Here is a 20367-nt window from a genome sequence, read left to right as displayed (position 1 = left end):
GACCTTTATCGCCGGCTTGCCTTAGCAGCGTTTGTTATCTTACTAAACCTGCTAACTTTTGTCAACTGGTTTTGCTCGATTTTTTCTTTGTCCAACAGTGCTTTCGAGCACCTTGTCAAGAACAAATAATACTTTACTCCAATTGGTAGAACTCGTCAAATAATTTTTTATGTTCGGTATTCGTGGAGTACTAAATCAAAATTAGTTTAAGCTAATTACTAATATCATCATTATCTCTAATTATAATATTTACTTTAAAATAGAATATTCGTAATTTGTTCATTTTTGGGTTGGATTTTGTAATTTTATGGCAAAAAAATTTCAATAAAAAAAGGTCGAAATCGACCTTTTAAGTTATTTAGATTAAGCTTTCTTCCTTAGTAATCTTTGTTTTACCATTCATATAAGGAACTAATACTTCAGGAACTGTTACTGTCCCGTCTTCATTTTGGTAGTTTTCTAGAATTGCTGCAACTGTTCTACCTACTGCTAGTCCTGAACCGTTTAATGTGTGAGCTAAGTGCAATTTACCATCTTCATCGCGATAACGAATTTGGGCACGGCGTGCTTGGAAGTCAGTACAGTTTGAACAACTGGAGATTTCACGGTACTTATCTTGAGCTGGCATCCATACTTCTAGATCATAAGTTTTTGCACTAGTAAAACTTGCATCCCCAGTTGACAATGCAACGACATGGTATGGCAAGTTCAGTTTTTGTAATAAGTGTTCAGCATTCTTAGTTAATTTATCAAGTTCATTCCATGATTCTTCAGGCTTACAGATTTTAACCATTTCAACCTTTCTGAATTCATGCATTCTGATTAAACCACGAGTATCACGACCAGCTGAACCTGCTTCACTTCTAAATGCTGGAGAAAGTGCAGTTACATTAATTGGTAACCGATCTTCATGAATAATTTCATCACGGAAGTAGTTAACTAATGGAACTTCTGCAGTTGGAATTAAAGTTAAATCAAGTGGCTTGTCAGGATCATCATTATCTACAATTGTGTAAACATCTTCACGGAATTTAGGGAATTGGCCCGTGCCTTGCATTGATTCATCATTAACTAAGTAAGGTGGAATTACTTCTGTATATCCTTCTTTAGTATTTTCATCTAAGAAAAAGTTAAATACAGCACGTTCAAGTAATGCACCGGCACCTTTATAGTAAACAAAACGTGCACCAGAAACTTTTGCACCACGATCCCAGTCTAAAATGTCTAAATCAGTTCCTAATTCCCAATGTGCTTTTGGTTTAAAAGATAATTTAGTAGGTTCATGCCACTTACGTACTTCTTCATTGAAACTTTCATCAGGGCCAATTGGGTCTGAATCATCTGGGAAGTTAGGCAATCTCAACAAAATATAATTTTGCTTTTCGGTCAAGTCAGCAACTTTTTCATCGAGTTCTTTGATTTCTTGACCAACTTCACGCATTTTTTCAATCGCAGGAGTTGCATCTTCCTTGTTTCTCTTCTTTTCAGCAATTTCCTTTGAAACTTTGTTACGCTCTGCCTTTAATTGTTCACTACGGTTCAAGCCCTCACGACGATCAGCATCAATTTTTACCAGTTCATCGAGTTCTTCAGGCTTAATGCCACGTCTACTAAGTTTGTCCTTAGCCCAATCAAGATTCTCGCGAATCACTTTAATATCTAACATAGTTTACCTCCACAAAAAAAGCCAATTCATCCCACAAATTGGGACGAATTGGCTCTACATGGCTTCGCGGTACCACCCAGTTTCAACTACGAATTTCGCAGTTGCACTTCATTAAGTTGGCGATAACGGTGCCGCAATGCCGTGTAACTATTAATTACCCACATTAATGGAATCTGGAAACGACTTCTATTCGCTTACACCAAAATGCGAACTCTCTGAATCAGTCTTAGGACTCCGTGTTTTGAAATTATTTTAAGTCATTCCTACCCGTTTGGCAAATACTATTTTTAATTATATGAACATTTACATTTTAACCAAAATAAAACCAATATACTTATTGCAGCATCAAGTTAATTCTTACCTGCAAAAAAAGAAATCCAAGCATTACTTGGGTTTCCTTTTATTTAACATTATTTACTACAAAAGCATTTGGGTTATTTCTAAAACGAGCGGAACAACAATCACAAACAATACAGTCGAAGTTGTTACAACATTAGTTGCATATTGTACATCCCCGTGCGATTCACCTACAAGAATCGGTAAAACTGCTAAAGCAGGTGTCGCAGACTGTACTATCAAAGTTTGCTTTGCTAGCCCCGTTAATGCTGGTCCCCAGCTTCCACCAACAACAATTAAGATAATCATCAATGCTGGAACTAATACAAATCTACCAAGTAAAGCCCAAATTGTATCACGGTCGAGGTGAATAGACTTTAAACCAGCATCAGCCAAAATAATACCAATATAAATTAACGACATTGGTGTTACAATTCCACCGACCATGCCTAAAACAGCAGTAATCCAACTTGGAATTGGTACTTCAACTAGCAAGCAGAGCAAAGCAATTAAGAAACCTACTAGTGGCGCTGGTAATAATTTCTTCCAGTTAAGCTTTTGTTGTTTCTGTTTTTGTACAGTTGGATCATCACTGGAAATAAAGAAGACACCGATCGCCCAAGTTGAAACCGTATTTAATACGTAGTAAATCAAAAAATACGGCATACTTTTTTGACCAAACAGCGCAATATTTAATGGTAATCCAATAAAAATCGTATTGGCATTAGTAATTGCATTAATAAATGTCCCTCGCCTACCTTTACGGATTCGTAAAACTTTGCATAGTAACCAAGCAAACAAATAGCTTAAGGCAAAACAGATGATTGCATAAATCAGGCCACCAGTTAGGCCAAATAGTTTTTCCCTCGTTAGATACTTTAAAACCGAAACAAAAATTGAAGCAGGTAAAGCAATATTCATAATCAAATACGAAATGTTACTTTTAAATTGGTCACCGAGCTTACCACTACTACGCAGCCAATACCCTAATGCAATCACTAACAAAAGTTCGACAACACTAGTCAAAGATGTAAGAAAGGCTTGCATTTATTCTCACTTCCAATCATCTGAATAAACTGGAGACCAGCGCAAAGCTTGCACTGCTTCTTCACCATCTTGATAATCGTTTTGATTAAGGTGGTCTTTAATTGCTTGGTTAGCTACAGCTTTTGCCACAGTTTGTGAAAAGACGTTTAATTTTTCAACCGGTGGTAAAACTGCGGCTCCCGGCTTACTTGAATCAACAATTCCACCCAGAGAATGGGCAGCAACACTAATCATCTCATCACTCAAAATCTTAGCATTGACTGCTAATGCTCCTAGGCCAAGTCCAGGATATACTAATGCATTATTAGCCTGACCAATTTCATATTTTGTTCCTTGATATTCAACTGGATCAGCTGGGATACCGGTTGCCACCAAAGCTTTTCCCTTAGTCCATTGAATCAAGTCCTGGGCTTTTGCTTCAGCTAACTGTGTCGGATTAGACAGTGGGAAAATAATCGGACGCTCAGTATGGTCTGCCATTTCTGTCACAATTTCTTGCGTAAAAGCACCAGATCTAGTCGAAGTTCCGACTAAAATGTCTGGATGTACTGCTTGCACAACACTCTTTAAATCTATTAGTTGCTCCGGATGGGCAAACTCAGCCTTTTTTCTAACAAAAGGCTTCTGGGCAGGAGTTAAATCAGGGGTATCCTCAAATAGCAGTCCCTGTTTATCAACTAGGTAAAAATGTTTGCGTGCTTCATCTGGTTTCATCCCCATTTGCAACATTTCGGCATATACTTGTTCAACAATCCCGGTTCCAGCAGTTCCGGCACCAAAGCAAACATATTTTTGCTCGGTTAGCTTTTGCCCACTGATTTTTAGCGCGCCTAAAATTCCCGCTAAAACAATTACACCAGTTCCTTGGATATCATCGTTAAAAGTTAGGATTTGTCCGCGATAGTGTTTCAACAAATTGTCAGCATTGTCACGACCAAAATCTTCAAAATGAAGGTATAGTCCAGGAAAGAGCTTTTCAGCCGTCTGGACAAAACGATCAACAAATTGATAATATGGTTCGCCATTTATGCGCCGATGATGATTACCTAGATAGAGCGAATCATTAAGCAGCTTCTCATTATTTGTTCCAACATCAAGTACTACTGGTAAAACACATGCTGGATCGACACCTGCCGCAGCAGTATAAACCATCAACTTACCAACAGAAATGTCGACACCTTGCGTGCCCCAATCACCTATTCCAAGAATTTCTTCACCATCGGTTACTACGATTAATTTGATGTCTCGTCCGTCAGCCGCGTTTTTCAGGCTAGCCTCAATTTGATCAGGTTCATCAATAGAAAGAAAAGCGGCATTCTGTGGATTAACAAACAAATGACTATAATTTTCAATTGACTCTGCAATTGTCGGATCATAAACAATGGGCATAAACTCAGTTACGTGTTCACTAAAGATTTTAAAAAACAAAACACGATTTGTATTAAAAACAGTCATGAGAAAAATGCGTTTTTCCAAATTGGTCTTTTTCTCTTGGTATTGCAGATAAACTTCACGCGCTTGTTCCTCAAGCGTTTGCTGTTTTGGCGGCAGCATTCCTTCTAAATGATATTGCTCACGCTGCTCTTTGGTATAAGCAGTGCCACGATTCAAAAACGGATCATTTAATCTTGTTTGACCTATCTTATCCATTTTGGACACTCTCCCATCTGTGTAATAATATATTCATTTATTAACACTTTCAGGGTATTCCCTTTATGTAGCAAGTTCAAACAATTAGCTTACTTAAGAGGACTAACACTTTTTGCAGACTCAATTTACTGCTTTTTAGTTAGCGTAACTATTTTTATCAAAAAAAGTCTGGGAAACAGTATTTCCCAGACTCAAGTTTAATGATCTTTCAGCCACTGTGCTTTTTTCAACACGTAATATTTTTCTTCGTATTTGAACAGATTACTAATCTGACTTAGGTCAACCGCATAAGCATAGTCAAAACCTAGCGTCTTGAGCAATTTTTGTGAACGCAGGTTCTGCTTAAAAGTGCCGGCCCAAATTTCTCTTTGTTGCAACTTTTTAAATGCAAAATCAAATAGTAAGGTTAACGCCTCTGTCATATAACCATGGCCTTCAAACGCACGATCAAGTAGAAAGCCAACTTCCTTGGTATCTAGCAGTTCTTTTTCGCTCGTTCCTCGTTCATATAGTTCGACCAAGCCGATTATTTCTTCTGTTTGCATTAGACAAACCGCATAACTATACTTGCGTGCAGCGTATTGACCAGCGGCAACTTCTGCTTGGACAAAATTGTCATAGTGCTGAAAAGCGGCTAGCTGCTTATAATAATCGTCCTGACCCCATTTTAACAATACTTCTGCATCAGTATTTTGAAAGGGTCTCAAAAACACCCGACTACTCATTACTTACCAACAATCTTGAGAAGCCAGTCCATCCCAAACATTAAAGCGAAACTATAAGCTGCGATTGTCCATGGTTTACCTAAAATAATGATCCAGAAATATGTCCAGAATTTCATGTCTGTCAATCCTGCTAATAAACATAGAACATCATCAGGAGCCATTGGCGCAACTATACAGATTGCAAAGAACCAGTTAAATTTATTCTGATTTTTAGTCCATTTCATATACTTATCAAGGGTCTTTTCGGACACAATGTGCAGAATAAAGGGCCTACCATAAAAGCGGGCTAAGAAGAAATTGATAATCGAGCCGATACAGACCCCAACGTAGTTATAAATAAAGCCTGCTAAAGGGCCAAAGAACACAACTCCACCTAGCAAAGACACTCCACCTGGAATAATTGGAATAACCACTTGAATAATCTGGATTAGCACAAAAATAACCGGACCAATAATTCTTTTATCAGCCAGATATGCTTTCATTTTTGTTTGACTAGTAAAAATTCCTAAATTGTACCAGTAAATACATAATAAAATGATGATAATCCCGCTAACAACGGTCAAGATATTAATTAATTTTCGACTGGTTTTAGCTGACAGATGCATAGCTTACCTCCAATATTAGGGCTCATTTTACCAAAAAACTTAGTCTAATGATTAGTTTTTACGTCATTTAACTTAATAATTAAAATATTTTAACTTTTTTAAAGATTGCACTTAAATTTGCATCATGTAACTTAATGATAAACTAAAAAGAAGAAATTAAACGTACTAATAACTTTTATTTAAGTATAGTCCATCTAAACTATAATAAAATAGTAGCCTAAGTAATTGGGAGGAAACAGATAATGACTGAGATTTTAACTGATATCATCTACGATAAGCAAAAGCAATTAGCGACAGATATTTATTTGCCTCAAGGCAACGCAAAAACTAAAATTTTGCTATTTTGGCACGGTGGCGGTTGGTTCCGTGGCGATAAAAGCAATCTTAAAGAGTTATGTTTGATGGCAGCTAATCGTGGTTTTCTTGTTTTTGCCCCTAATTATTCACTTGCTCCTCAAGCAATTTTTCCTGCTGCACATGAAGACAGCACTAATTTTGTTAAATGGCTATTAAACAGTAAATATGTCGCAGAAGGAACACAAATCAGTCAAATTGGCGTTAGCAGTGGGGGTACGCTAGCCTTACTAGTGGCAGGAAAATATGGCTTTCCAACCGTTACGTGGTCTGCGCCCGTCTCATTCTCTAATTGGATGAAAGATCATCCCACAGTTAAGCCATCACCTCAGGCTCATAAAGATTTTGGAACAGAAGACTTGAATGAAATCAATGACTCATTTTACAAGTATTTCACTTTAACCTATGCCGGTTCACCAAAAATGAGCACGCTCAAACTAATCGATGCAGCGTCATATGATTACCACAATCTCCATCAGCTTTTAATGATTAATTCAACTGATGAATTAGCACCAACTAAATATCTGCTTGCTTTTATTAACTCTTTAGCCAGTCAAAATCTTGGGATTGAACTCAAATTAATTCCTGGTAAACGTCATGCAATGGCGTATGCCAGCGAGTACATTAATTTTTCTTTAGCTTATCTCGAAAACAGTTTAGAGAATAATCAGCAGTAATACCGGTTAATTAAAAGTTAAAATTAGTAGCTAGTGCAACTTTTTATTGAAAACGGTTTATAATAGAGTTTATCTATTTGTAACGTAGAAAAGTATCTTTTAAGGAGAATTAATATGGCTAAATATCAATCAGTCAATCCATATACCAATGAAACTTTTGCCAGTTACGATAATCCAACAGCTAGTCAAATTGAAGATGCAATCAACTTGGCAGATGCACTTTATCATAAATGGCGTCACGAGACTCCAGAAAGTCGCGCTGAAATTTTACACCAAGTTGCCGATGGCTTCCGTCAAAATGAGGAAGAAATGGCTAAAATAATGACTCTAGAAATGGGCAAAATGATCAACGAATCCAAAGGAGAAGTTGAACTATGCGCATCAATTTGCGATTATTACGCTGATCACGGTCCGCAGATGCTTAAACCACAACCGATTGAATCAAACTTGGGTAATGCTTATTATCTTAAGCAAGCTACAGGTGTAATTATGGCTTGTGAACCTTGGAACTTCCCGCTTTATCAAGTCATTCGTGTTTTTGCACCAAACTTTATTGTCGGTAATCCAATTTTATTAAAGCACGCACATAATGTTCCTGGTTCTGCCGCATTAACTGCCAAAATAATTAAACAGTCCGGTGCACCTGAAGGTAGCCTCATTAACCTTTACCCTAGTTACGATCAACTTGACCAAATTATTGCTGACCCTCGTGTACAGGGTGTTGCACTAACTGGTTCAGAGCGTGGCGGGGCTTCTGTTGCAGAAAATGCCGGAAAGAACCTAAAGAAATCAACTATGGAACTTGGCGGTAACGATGCCTTCATTGTTTTAGATGATGCGGATCCATTAGTTTTGAAGAAAGCCTTAAGTTCTGCTAGAACGTATAACGACGGTCAAGTATGTACTTCATCTAAACGTATTATTGTGGTTAAATCACGCTATGATGAAGTTTTGCATGAACTCAAAAATGCTTTTTCAGTCTTAAAAGCGGGTGACCCACTCGACGCTAGCACGACATTGCCACCAATGAATTCAGCTAGATCAAGGGATAAATTAAGTAAGCAAGTTGACGAAGCCATTGACGCTGGCGCAAAGGTTTTCTACGAATATCCTGAGATTAATTCTGATGGAGCATTTTTCAGACCAATTATTTTAACGGATGTTGATAAAAATAACCCAGCTTATGACCAAGAATTCTTCGGCCCAGTTGCAATTGTTTACGAAGTAGAAGACGAAGACGAGGCCATTACACTTGCCAATGATTCAAGCTATGGTCTAGGTTCATCCGTCATCAGTGCAGATGTTAAACATGCACAGGAAGTTGCAGCTCAAATTGAGACTGGAATGACCGTTATTAACGGAACCTGGATTAGCTCCGGAGAATTACCTTTTGGTGGAATTAAAAAATCGGGTTATGGCCGTGAATTGAGTGATTTAGGTATGATGGCATTTGTCAACGAACACTTGGTAATTGATATGCCAACGGAATAATCTTTTATAAATAAAAAAAGCTGGACTTCATAGCTGTCCAGCTTTTTTGTTACTTTTGCTTATATTTTTTGTACAGGTTGTAGCCTAATAAAATTGTCGTCATAATGCTGGATAAAATCAAGAAATAGGTCGAAGCACCTATCGAAACAGCATATAAAAGTAATTGACTAGTAATATTCTTCAAGAAGCCTGTATTTGAAAGTGTGGTATTTGATAAGCGGAAAATTAAGTAAATGAGGAAAAGTGACTCAATTATCGACAAAGAAAATGCAATACTGCAATTCTTTTTTGTGTCCTTCAGCGTATTATAAGTAATTACAATTGGGAATAGGAAAATCAATAGCCAGATTACACAGACTTCGATTCCTGGCACTAAAGTGCTACTTGATGAAAATAAGCGTCCAGCCAGTCCAAATAAAACACGTGTAATTGACATTTTACCTGTATATGAAATGTCAGAAACGGAAGCACCAGAACCAGTAAATAAAACAATTAGATTAATAATTGCCATTAAAATGACTAGCAGTTGGGTATAGTTAAAGTGCTTTTTGACTGTTGCAACTTCTTCTTCCACTCGCTTTTCGCCCTTGGAAGGCTCTTTACCTTTTCTTTTAGACTTAACTTTTTCCTTAGACTCATCAACATTATTGAACATATTAGAGCCAAGTTGATTGACCTTTTCAGTTAACCGCTTATCCACTGTATAGCGTTCTATTTTGTTTGTTCGCACGCATACCACATAGAGCCAGATAAATAATGCAAAAAAGCAAATCCATCCGATACTACGAGAAAAACTCATAATCAGTAGCAATAAAATACCTAATAACAAAACAATCATACTGTTAGCACGAATCCAATCCAGCATCCTTGCAACAATTATATTTTGCTTTTTAGGGTAAAACTCTTGGCGGTAGTCTTCTCTTCTCGTAACAGTTCGTTCTGCTTCCTGGTTTTCTTTATTTTGAGGTTCGTGGGGGGCATCAGCAAAAAAGAGATCACGATATTTTTGCACATTGAAGTGACAATTAGGACAAATCGTATCCTCTGCTGAGATTTTCCGCCCGCAATTTGGACAAGTAGTCATAAAAAACATCCTTTGCTTGTAGTTAAATTAATACACTAATCATAAAACAAAAAAGGTGATAAAGAAAATTTCTTTATCACTCTTTTTAATGAAAAATCATTGTAAATCTTCAATTTTTGCTTTAAGTTCTTTGATTTCCGCAATTGTTGCATTAGGTGACAGCATTAAGCTATCCAATTTAAACTTAAGCAATTCAAGTTCATTTGCGTTGCTTTTCTCATTTTCATTAACTGGTGGTTCAGCAACCAGCAATTTTTTACTCTTAATCTGCCACTCTTTCAGCTTAATTTGATTAACAAATGCTTGGTCATGAGATACCAAAATAATTGCAAATGGATAATTTGTGATGAATTCGGCTAATGCGTTAATTGACCCAATATCCAAAAAGTTAGTTGGCTCGTCTAATAGCAGCAAATTATATTGCCCGGTAATGATCTTAGCTAAATTAAAGCAGACCAGCTGTCCACCGCTTAAACTACTAATCTTTTGTTGTGCAAACTGCTTCAAGTGCAAATCACCTAGAATCTGCATTGTTGAACTGTCATCAAACATACTGGTTTCATTAAGCGATGCAATCAATGTTTGATCAGTTTGTTTTACACAAATATTCTGATCAAAATAGCCAATTTTTAATTTGGGGCTATAATAACCCACTAGTTCCCGATGCTTAATTTGTTTTAAAAAGACGGTTTTGCCTACTCCATTTTGGCCAGCCAATAACACTTTTGTTTGGAAATCTATGTTAATTTCATTGTCAATGGTAAAGAGATTACGCTTAAAAGCCTGAACTTTCTGCTTAGTTAGTCTAATTGCTTTATCATTACTGATATCTGCAATAGCCTGCTTTTCTGTTCCATTTTTAAATGTAATAGGACGCCGAAACCGTGGCTTTTCGAGCTTAGCTTTCTCTCGGTTAAGTTTATTAGTCAGGTTTTTACTAGCCTTAATGACGCTATTCTTGGCTCTTTGCTTACCCATTGATTTCGACCGCCAATCAGACGGCGACAGACCTTTTTTATTCTTATTAAAAGTTCTTGCCTTATTGAGTTTCTGATTGGAACTAACTTGCAATTGATTAACACGTTTTTTTTGTTGTTCATACTCTTTTTCAAGAAAGTGCCGCTTATCAGCTTGAAACTGTTGAAATTCAGAATATGTTCCTGTAAAACCGCTGACCTTTTGCTTTTGAATGTACCAAAGATTATTGCAAATTTGACTTAGAAAATTTTGATCATGACTAACTATTAAACACGCAATCTTGCTTTTTTGTAGTAATTGAACCAACCATTTTTGCTGTTTAACGTCCAAATTAGAAGTTGGTTCGTCCAACAATAATAAACCATTGGACATATTTTTTAATTTAGCAATTGCTAGTTCAATCGCCAATTTTTCTCGTTGTCCACCGCTCTTGTCCTTTGCATCGAGCAATTGGGGAACATAAGCAAAATTACAATTTCTGGTAATTTTGCCTTTAATTGTAAATGAATCGGTCATATCTTGTTGAGCAAGTATGTTAACTAGAGTAGTTTTGCCAACTCCGTTGTCTCCAATTAAACCGATTTTTTGACCTGAAGTAACATTTAAACTGTCAATTTCAAGTAATTTGGTAGCTGCAACGTCAATTTGTAAATGATCTATTTTAATTAATTCCACTTTAAACACCTCAATGTGTAAGTACGCTATTAATTTGCTTTTTGCCAAATTAATATCTTGCCTCGCCCCACGTTGAGCTGATAATTAATTTTCCTGTTTGAAAAGTGATTTAATTATTTAGCTATCTGTAGAGCTTTATTGATTATTTACATCTCTTGACATTTCAGTTCTCCTCATAATTCTGTTAATAAGTTAATTAGCGTTATTCTAGCTTATCTTAAAAGTTTTGTAAAGCTAGTCTAAATATACAAAAAAAGATTGAACACTCAAAATGAGCAATTCAATCTTTTAAAATTCTATTGTTTAACTCGTTTACTCTTATTCCACTGCACGCCTTCATAAGTCAGCTTAACTGCTGCAGATAGCGTGATTGGCATAATGAAGACTAAAATAATTAATCCGATAATTACAGTTAAAGCAACTTCAATTAAAGTTGGAATACCTGATGGAATCAATGCAGCGAAGGTACCACCTAAAATAATTGCAGCTGAAACAACAACCGTTCCGATAATACCACAAGCTTTAAGCATTCGTTCACTCGGCTTGCCTCCCTCAATTGCACGATAACGCGTCATCAAGAAGATACTATAGTCTACACCTAAGGCAATTAACAAAATAAAGCCAAAGAATGGTGTATTCCAAGTTAACATGTCTTTGCCCATTGTTGCCTTAACTACCCATTCAGTAATTGATAATGAGCAGAAGTACGCAATAAGTAATGTACCCAAAATATATAGAGGTTGCAATAATGAACGAGTAACGAAAATCAATGCGATTCCGATACCAATCAACATAATTGCGGCTGTTCTGATAAAGTCCTTGTTGGCAATATCCTTAATATCAGCAATGTTTGAGCTTTCTCCACCCATTGCGATAGTTGCTTTATCAAGTCTTGTACCTGCTAAAGACTTTTTAGCCATTAAGCTTAAGTCTTGCGCCTTCTTGGTTGCCTTGGTGCTACTTGGGTTTGAACTAAAGACAATCATGATCATTGCTGATTTTTTATCAGGGCTTAGATAGTTCTTAACCGAGGTTTGGAACATGTCATTCTTGATAAATTCCTTAGGAATATAGAAGCTATCTGCTGCTGATGAACTAGCAAGTCCGGTAAGATAAGCTCCACCTTGGCCCAAGCCACTGTTAACTTCATCTAAACCAGAAGTTAACTTAGGAGTATTATCTGCCAACTGACCTGCACCGGAATTCAATTTTCCTACACTTGAGTTCAGTTGACCTACGCTTGAATTCAATTGACCAAGACTAGAATTAAGTTGACCTATTCCACCATTTAAAGTGGATGCACCACTACTTAGTTGACCTGAAGCAGAAGCTAGTCTACCAACACCTGATTGTAATTGACCCATCTGACCAGAAACATTTGGCATTGAAGCAGAAGCTTGTGCCCATGATTTTTCAAGTGCAGCACCTGCTGCTTGCATTGCCGCCATCTTTTGTTGTGGTGTCAAGCCAGGAATGCTATTCATACTTTGAGCCAAGTTAGCCTTGTAACTCTTTTCTAAGGCTGCCTTAGTATTGGCTTGAGCTGATGCGATACCTTGAGAGCCAGCTGCTAATTGAGAATTAAGTTGATTCAAGCCGCTGGTCATTTGTTGCGTACCACTTTGGAGTCTTCCTGCACCACCTTGCAGTTGACCCGCACCACTTTGAAGTTGGCCAGTACCGCTTTGGAGCTGTCCAGTACCATTTTGTAACTGGCTTGTTCCGCTAGCTAACTGACTTGCACCAGTTGATAATTGCTTACTTGCTTTACTTAATTTGCTTAACCCAGCACGAGCTTGGTCGACGCCCTTATTAACTGTGTTTAATTGGTTGTTAACATAGAGCTGATTAATTCGTTCTCCGTATGGTTGAGTAACAGAAGTTACTAGAGAAACATCCCCAGAAGATTGAATTTGTCTAGTAAGTTGATCAAGCAGTCTTAAATCTGCCTCATTGTCTAATCTGTGGTCACTCTTAATATAAAGAGTTGATGGTTCTGCCATCCCCTTGGAGAAATGCTTTTCAACTACAAGCATCCCAGCCTTTGCAGGGGTAGCATTATCAATTTCATCAGTATCATCATAATTAAGATGACCTGAGTACATTAAAGCAAATGGTGTTACCACAACTGCTAAAACGACTAAATAGATAATTGGATGAGCCATAGTACTCTTAGAGATACCATGCCAGAGCTTATCCTCATGTTCACCAGTAAATTTCTTAACTGGCCAGAACATTTTTTCACCTAAAACAGCCATGAAGAATGGGTTTAGTGTTAACAAAACAACCAGTAGGATAGCAACACCAACTGCAACGCCGACTGCAGATTGGTAAATTGAGAATTTAGCTAAGCTAAGAGCTGAAAAACCAATTAAGATCGATGATCCTGAATACAAGATTGTCTTACCTGCTACCTTAAGTGCATCCTTCATCGCACCATAGCGATCAAGCCCATTACCCAGATTTTCCTTGAATTTATCATACAGTAAGATGTTGTAATCCGTTCCGATTCCGAACAACACAATGATCATAAAGACTTGTGTAAAGTTTGAAAATGGGAAGTTTTGATACTTAACTAGATTGGTAACAATCGAGAAAGCAGTGATAAATGATACACCAACTGTTAACAAAGAAATTAGTGGCACGATTGGTGACTTAAAGACAATTACTAGAACAATGAAAATGAAGACAATGGTAATGACTTCAGTCTTTTTAATTCCCTCTTGAATTGAGTTCGAGAAAGCGTTCTGTAAAACATCTGCACCAGTAACATAAGTTCTGATACCTGCAGTTTTAACGGCCTTAGTTAATTCCTGCTCTACTTCATTAATTGGAGCATGTTTTTTCGCAACATTAACTTGTAAAATCCAAGTAGTCTTATCTTTTGACTGTAGTTGCTTCTTGGTAGCGATATTATCGTCTGGTGCTAAGACCATCTTAATACCGTATTTATCCTGATTTTCTTTAATGCGATCAATTGTGTCATTAATTGCATTCTTATCGTCTGCAGTTAATTTGCCGTTTTTCTTATTAAAAACAACTGCAATTTGATAAGTGTTCTTTTGTTTAGGTCCCCAATCATTTTGAATTGATTGTGCGACCTCACTTTGAACATCCTGTGGTAAGGAAATGTTTGAGTGCTCACGCGTTAACCCAGTAACGTCTGGCAGTGCCACAACAGAAATAATCAGAATTAAAACCCATGCAATAAATGAAAAAATATGATTTTTAAATAATTTTTGCACTTTGTTTTTCCTCTCTATTCTTCCAAAATATTTTTCGGCTGGACCAGTTTGATAATCATATCATGGTAGCCTTGATCAGCCTCGGTACTGGTTTCACCCTCAATCGACGCGGACACATCTAAAAAGATATAACCCAAAACAGCGCCAATTAAGGAATGAAGCGAAACAGTGCTGTCGCTTCTTAAATTCAGTTTGTCAGCAAATGCAATTACGTTCATGATTTCCTTAGTAATTGCATCTTCCGGCTTATACTCATTGAGGTGATAAAGAATGCTAAACAATGCAGGATCGTTCAAAATAAAATTGCGAACGATATCTGCAAATTTAAATAATGCCTCTTTACCTGAAAGTCCAATCAGATTGTCAACTAACTGTTTACTTAGAATTTTAATCCTACTTGCACCAACAAGTGATAATAATTGCTTACGACCAGAAACATAGTGGTAAAGAGATTGCGAGCGAACACCAAGCTCCTTAGCTAAGCTAGGCAGCGTTGTTGCCGATAATCCTTTTTGACCAATCATTTCTGTTGCCTTAGCAATCACTTTATCAAGATCAAGGCTTCTTTTTTTAACCAACTTCATCCCTCCCTCTGACAGCATAGGAAACAATATAACACTACAAACCGCAGAATACAATCTACAGACTGTAGATTAATTCAAAAAAATTTCCAAATTGACTAAAATCTTGATTTAACAGTATTTCTGCATTAAAAATACCTCAAAAGCAAGTTAGCTCTTAAGGCATTTTTAAATTTATTTTATCTATTTAAAGAAATTATTGACGACTTGTCCGAGTTTAGCAAACTTTTTATTTGAATTGCTCCACACGGCTACACAGTATGCTTGACCATTATTTTCAATAATAGCAACACTAGACCGATCGTCACCAATCGCATATACAGTCGCACCATGAACCTTTTGTACTAATTTTGGTTTTTGTCCTGTCGCATTTTGATTCAATGATCCAAGTGTTAAATTAGAATACTGACGACTTAGTGTTTTATTTTTGTACAAGTCATCCATTACGGCGACCAAATCGCTTGCCGTTGTTTGAGCTAATGGGTTGGTTGTATATTTTTTGCTAAATTTAGTGGAATCAGCTCCCATTTTTTTAGCCATAGCATTAACTTTTTGCGGTTTAACCTTGCGTAGTAAAACATTTCCTGCGGTTTTATTCCCCTGCATCAAAGTCTGCCTTAAAAAAGTTGTTCCATAAGCTATTCCAGGCTGCAAAGCTTTTTCGCCTTTAGCGCGGTCTGACTTTTTAACTTTGATTGCCGAATGACTGGTAAGCTTGCCGTGTTCTTCTTGGTAAAAAACTGCTGCTAGTAAAAATAGGCGCCCAGTTCCAGTAACACCATGTGCTTTAGTGGTATTTGCTACGCGTGCAAACTTACCAGAATTAAGGTCCTGAACTGCAACTTGGTAGCTCTGATCCTTTCCCATTAGCGTCTCGATCTGCTTGGCCCAAGTCTGATCACTACCTGAGGCAATTTGAACATGAGTCGGATATTCTACTTCAGCAACTTTTGGTTCATGTGGCAGCTTACCCTTGCCGTGCTCTTTTTTAACACTTTGGCTTTGCCCCACAATTTCAACGCTTGTATTTTGTACCCGCCTTAAATTTAGCGAATAGAGCATAAAAGCAAGTAGCGTAGTAATTAGTGAGCCAATAATGACCTTGTTTTTCATATATCTACCTCAATTAAAAGAAGTGGTGTCGTTTCATCAAGATGATCAGCCAAAGCATTAAAACAATTCCAATCAGTGAAATAAAAATCCAATCAGTTGAACTATGACCTACAGGTAAACTTACGTTCATGCCGTAAAAACCCGTTAGGATAGTGGGGATAGTCAGAACCAAAGACCAAACTGTCAAAAACTTCATCGTATCATTCAGATTATTGTTCATCATATTATTGGATGTCGCAGACAAAGTTTGCGTAACCTGCTGCGAAATTTTGACCATTTCTGCGGACTGATTAGACTCAATTAAAACATCATCTAAGCGCTCACGAGCAGGTTTGGTAAAATCAAGTTCTGAAAGCTTCAAACTGTGAAGCATCATCAAATTGGTTTGGATTGAACTAGATAAGTAAACCAAACTTTTTTCAATATTAGATAATTCAACCAAGTCCCTATTGTCGATATCACCAGACAATTTTTGATCCAAAGTATTGCGCTGAACATCTAGCTGCGTAACTGCACGTTGGAAATACTGCGATAAAAACAGCAAAAATTTCATCAACAATTCGGTTACATCTTGTGCTAATGATAATTCGCGTCTCATTGCACGGTCATTAAACTCGTCAAACACATAACTAGTTGATTCTGTATGGAAGGTAAAAATGTTTTCTCCGGATACTAAAAAAGTTACCGGGTGAGCCGTAAAATGCTTGATGGTTTGTGTCGGCCAAATGGGCACATCATAAACAAGCAAGTGAATATGGGTATGGGTGTCATAATCGTAGTGCGGACGTTCATGACGGTCGGAAATATAAGAGATCATATCGGGCGTGAAATTAAAATCATCTTGCAGTTTGTTACTATCTTCTTCACTCAAATTGCTGATATCATACCACTTATACTTAGTTTCTACCGGAAATCTTTGCTCTTTGATCATTTTCCCCATCCTTAGATTGGTTAGCTTTCTAGTTATAATGAAAGCTATTGATTTGCTTATCTTATCTTACCATTCCTTTGCAAAACGACAACTAAAAAAGCAGGCTAAAAAGCCCACTTTTTTAATTATTTATATTTTTTATTGCTTCCATGCAGCATCAAATTTTGTCTTACCTGTTTTAATTGCACTATTAACATTACGGTCCTTTTGTGCAGCAGATAAAATTGATTGCATAATTGGATTTAATTGGCTAAATACTGCATTAGAATTTTTAATTACAGGCACACTGTATAATGAGTTAGTTGACAGAATATCCTCTAACTTAGCAGGTAACTTAAATTCTTTATTTTCTTTATATTCAGCTGACTTCGTGGCGTCCTCATTAACTGGAATATAGCCGGTTTCTTTGGCCCACTTAATTTGGTTTTCCTTAGATGATAGGAACTTCATAAATTTGAATGCAGCGGCTTTTTCCATTGCACTAGCATGGCTAAACATGTAGATGTCAGTCCCTTGTTGCATTGTGTACTTACCAGGACGAGCAGCTACTTCATATTTAAAGCCCTTCTTAGCTGCTTGCTTAATCCATGTTTCTGTTGATGATGAAGTAACAAACATTGCTAACTTTTGGTTAGTGAATGGTACATATAGGTACTTATCAGAACCTGGCATTCTGAAGTAGCCTGCCTTTTCACCTTTTACAAAGTAGTCTAAAACGCGTGAAGATTCCTTGCCAGTAAAATCAACCTTGCTGGAGAAGTTTTGGCCTTCATTTTTCATCCCTAATACGTAGTAGTTGTTAAGGTTATCAAAGCCTGCACCTACAACCTTGTGATCGCTCTTTTGGTAAATTGTTTGTGCTGCCTGCTTTAATTCAGCATTAGTTGAAGGTACTTTAGTGATACCGTACTTCTTCAACATGTCCGGATTGTAAATCAAAACTTCGATTGACTTGTTAAATGGAATACCGTATTGTGTGCCATTAATTTTGGCGCCGTCAAGCATCCCTTGCTTAATTTCTGATGCAGCAACGCTTCCCCAACCGACTTCTTTGTTATTAATGTAAGGAGTTAGGTTTACTAACATCTTGTTCTTAGCGGCACTTTGAAGCCAACCAGGATATGCCTGGGTAATTGTTGGCAAGTTCTTTGGTGACTGCATTGTAGAATTCAACTTAGCCTGCAAATTGTCATAATCGCCTTGTTGTTCAAGCTTAATTTTAATATTAGAATTTTTAGCTTCAAATTCTTTAGCAAGTTTCTTTAATGTAGTTTCTTGCTGACCTTGCATCCCATGCCAGAAAACAACAGTCGTTTTCTTGGTTACCTTTGGTATCTTATTTGTGTCAGAAGTTGAAGATGACGACGAGCCACCATTCGAACAAGCAGCAGTACCTACTAAAGCTAATCCGGCTACAGCTAATGCTGCAAGTTTTTTACCAAAATTCATTTTTGATTTTTCCTCCAAAAATCGATGATTAATCAACAAGTTTTTGTCAATTATTTTATTCTTGTCTATTGTATAGCAGTAAAAGAAAGATTACAACAAAAACATTCGCTTTTATCTCAATATTAATCTATTTTTGCAATTAAAGTTCGTTTTTGAAGCGATAAACTTGCTAATGATATTTTTTTGTTCTACTTGATCAATTTTGGCAATAAAAAAGACTCGCCCTAAAAGGACGAGTCTCGCAAATTTCTATTCTGCCGCGTATTTACCGGCTAAGCGGCCAAAAGTTAGAGCATGACTAGCAGTTAAGCCAGGAACATGGTCTGGGTAGATACCCCAGAAGAAACCGCCAGAACAGTTACCAGCTGCATACAAGCCTTCAATTACCTTGTCTTGCTTGTTGATTACTTGCATCTTAGTGTTAACTCGCAGTCCATCGAGTGTAGCTAATAATCTGCCCCCAACAATCGCCCCATAATATGGTGCCTTATTAACTGGCTCTAAACGATAGCTTTCTTTACCAAAGTCACTATCTTGACCTTTGCTTACCATTTCATTGTATCGGTCAACGGTCTTTTGCAAGTTTTCTTTTGGTAAACCTAACTTTTCAGCCAGCTCTTCGATTGTGTCAGCCTTTTGAACTAAGCCTTCGTTCAAACGATCATTTACTTCTTTACGTGCTTCTTCTCCAGTAAAGATTCCTGGGAAACCTAATCTTGAACAACCCAATGTATGGTATTGTTTGAGGCTTTCATCACTCATTGTTTCTTCTGTCCAGATCATTGCACTTAAGTAACCAGGCTGTTTTGAAGCAGCTGTCATTTGGAATTGATACGGTGCACTTTCGTTAAAGAAGCGTTCACCATTTAAGTTAACTTTTAGCATTGGATAGGAACCTAGCCATAAGTAACCTGGATCATCAGGAGGAGTCAAGTCAACTTCATAGAAGTCTTCCGCATTTGTTCCAACTGGAACTGCACCACGGTTGAACACAATTGAAGCAGGTTCTTCATCTTTAGCGGCGCCTACTTTCAAAGCAGCTACAATTCCTGAGCCATCGTCTCTTTGACTATCGGTATAAACGTTTGTCTTTAAGCCAAGTGGATTCCATTTTTGCATTAGCGCTTGGTTAGAGCCGTAACCACCAGTACATAGGATTACGCCTTTACGCGCTCTAAAAGTTGAAGTTTTCTTGGATTTCATGTTTTTGGCAACTAAACCGACAACCCGACCATTTTCAACAATTAGCTCTTCTAGCTTTGTGTGCCAAGCAAATTTTGCGCCAAGCTCTTCTGCCTTAGCAATTACCCAATTACCGTAACCCATTTGCCAGTACTTACCGTCAGGAGCAGTTGCTTCGTTTCCTGTAGGAAAGGCACGGTTACGTTCAGTTTCGTAATGCGCATCTGGCGTTGCCTTAATGTATGCACCATGGGGTTGTAAAACTTCATCATCGAGCCAATCAACCATTTCTGAACTGTTGTCTGCCCAAACGTTTAATAGACGCTGATCAACGTTTCCTTGGTTAAAAGTAGAAATAAAGTTAACTAATTCGTTACGGTCGATTTCAACACCGGCCTTCTCTTGTGCTTTACTGTGAATTGCAGCAATCGTTTCGCGGTATAAATAGCCAGCACTGCCCATTTTATCAATGACCAAAACCTTGGCACCTTTTTCGGCAGCAGCCGCAGCGGCCATCCCACCAGCGTTACTTGCACCAACAACGATTACATCATATTCTTGGTTGTTCATAAAAATAC

General features: G+C 37.4%; 15 protein-coding genes. 2 read left to right on the top strand and 13 right to left on the bottom strand.

All coding sequences use genetic code 11. The features are described from left to right. Positions 1-358: 358 nt before the first annotated feature. The 5 genes from serS to H3T48_RS07335 form a co-directional block, all read right to left on the bottom strand. A complete protein-coding gene (gene serS, locus H3T48_RS07355; RefSeq protein ID WP_122034297.1) occupies positions 359-1666 on the bottom strand; it encodes a serine--tRNA ligase in 1308 nt (435 codons plus the stop codon). 417 nt (positions 1667-2083) lie between these two features. Next, positions 2084-3049 carry an AEC family transporter gene (locus H3T48_RS07350; RefSeq protein WP_198189027.1) on the bottom strand — a complete coding sequence of 322 codons (966 nt, stop codon included), beginning with the start codon at positions 3047-3049 and terminating at the stop codon, positions 2084-2086. Positions 3050-3055: 6 nt separating this feature from the next. Then, positions 3056-4699, bottom strand: a complete 1644-nt coding sequence (locus tag H3T48_RS07345; RefSeq protein WP_198189026.1) for a malolactic enzyme — start codon at positions 4697-4699, stop codon at positions 3056-3058. A gap of 197 nt (positions 4700-4896) precedes the next feature. Beyond that, positions 4897-5424 (bottom strand): GNAT family N-acetyltransferase, encoded by a 528-nt coding sequence (locus H3T48_RS07340; RefSeq protein ID WP_198189025.1) that lies wholly within the window; start codon positions 5422-5424, stop codon positions 4897-4899. Then, entirely contained in the window at positions 5424-6029 is a 606-nt protein-coding gene (locus tag H3T48_RS07335) for a TVP38/TMEM64 family protein (protein ID WP_187158478.1), read from the bottom strand. The genes H3T48_RS07340 and H3T48_RS07335 overlap by 1 nt, the downstream gene beginning before the upstream one ends. A 242-nt stretch (positions 6030-6271) precedes the next feature. Between H3T48_RS07335 and H3T48_RS07330 the strand changes: the two genes are divergently transcribed. Both H3T48_RS07330 and H3T48_RS07325 read left to right on the top strand, forming a co-directional pair. After that, a complete protein-coding gene (locus H3T48_RS07330; RefSeq protein WP_198189024.1) occupies positions 6272-7060 on the top strand; it encodes an alpha/beta hydrolase in 789 nt (262 codons plus the stop codon). Between the two features lie 114 nt (positions 7061-7174). Next, a complete protein-coding gene (locus H3T48_RS07325; protein WP_198189023.1) occupies positions 7175-8551 on the top strand; it encodes an NAD-dependent succinate-semialdehyde dehydrogenase in 1377 nt (458 codons plus the stop codon). A 49-nt stretch (positions 8552-8600) separates the two neighbouring features. Here H3T48_RS07325 and H3T48_RS07320 read toward each other — a convergent pair whose 3' ends face one another. From H3T48_RS07320 to H3T48_RS07285, 8 genes are all read right to left on the bottom strand, one after another. Beyond that, positions 8601-9635 carry a zinc ribbon domain-containing protein gene (locus H3T48_RS07320; protein WP_198189022.1) on the bottom strand — a complete coding sequence of 345 codons (1035 nt, stop codon included), beginning with the start codon at positions 9633-9635 and terminating at the stop codon, positions 8601-8603. Between the two features lie 96 nt (positions 9636-9731). Next, positions 9732-11288, bottom strand: a complete 1557-nt coding sequence (locus H3T48_RS07315) for an ATP-binding cassette domain-containing protein (protein ID WP_198189021.1) — start codon at positions 11286-11288, stop codon at positions 9732-9734. A 296-nt stretch (positions 11289-11584) separates the two neighbouring features. Then, a complete protein-coding gene (locus H3T48_RS07310; RefSeq protein WP_198189020.1) occupies positions 11585-14533 on the bottom strand; it encodes an MMPL family transporter in 2949 nt (982 codons plus the stop codon). Positions 14534-14547: 14 nt separating this feature from the next. Further along, positions 14548-15111 (bottom strand): TetR/AcrR family transcriptional regulator, encoded by a 564-nt coding sequence (locus H3T48_RS07305; protein ID WP_046306049.1) that lies wholly within the window; start codon positions 15109-15111, stop codon positions 14548-14550. A 186-nt stretch (positions 15112-15297) separates the two neighbouring features. Then, on the bottom strand, positions 15298-16227 hold the full coding sequence (locus H3T48_RS07300; protein WP_198189019.1) for a serine hydrolase: 930 nt from the start codon (positions 16225-16227) through the stop codon (positions 15298-15300). Positions 16228-16240: 13 nt separating this feature from the next. Next, positions 16241-17158, bottom strand: coding sequence for a magnesium transporter CorA family protein (locus H3T48_RS07295; protein WP_074426120.1), 918 nt, complete (start codon positions 17156-17158; stop codon positions 16241-16243). 138 nt (positions 17159-17296) lie between these two features. Beyond that, on the bottom strand, positions 17297-18607 hold the full coding sequence (locus tag H3T48_RS07290) for an extracellular solute-binding protein (protein WP_198189018.1): 1311 nt from the start codon (positions 18605-18607) through the stop codon (positions 17297-17299). 249 nt (positions 18608-18856) lie between these two features. Beyond that, on the bottom strand, positions 18857-20359 hold the full coding sequence (locus H3T48_RS07285) for an FAD-dependent oxidoreductase (protein ID WP_198189017.1): 1503 nt from the start codon (positions 20357-20359) through the stop codon (positions 18857-18859). Positions 20360-20367 lie beyond the last annotated feature (8 nt).

Origin of the sequence: Lactobacillus sp. M0403 (genome assembly GCF_016101265.1) — a bacterium.
Classification (GTDB): Bacteria; Bacillota; Bacilli; order Lactobacillales; family Lactobacillaceae; genus Lactobacillus; species Lactobacillus apis.
Note: the sequence above shows the minus strand (reverse complement) of the source record. Positions and strands in the feature narration are given on the sequence as shown.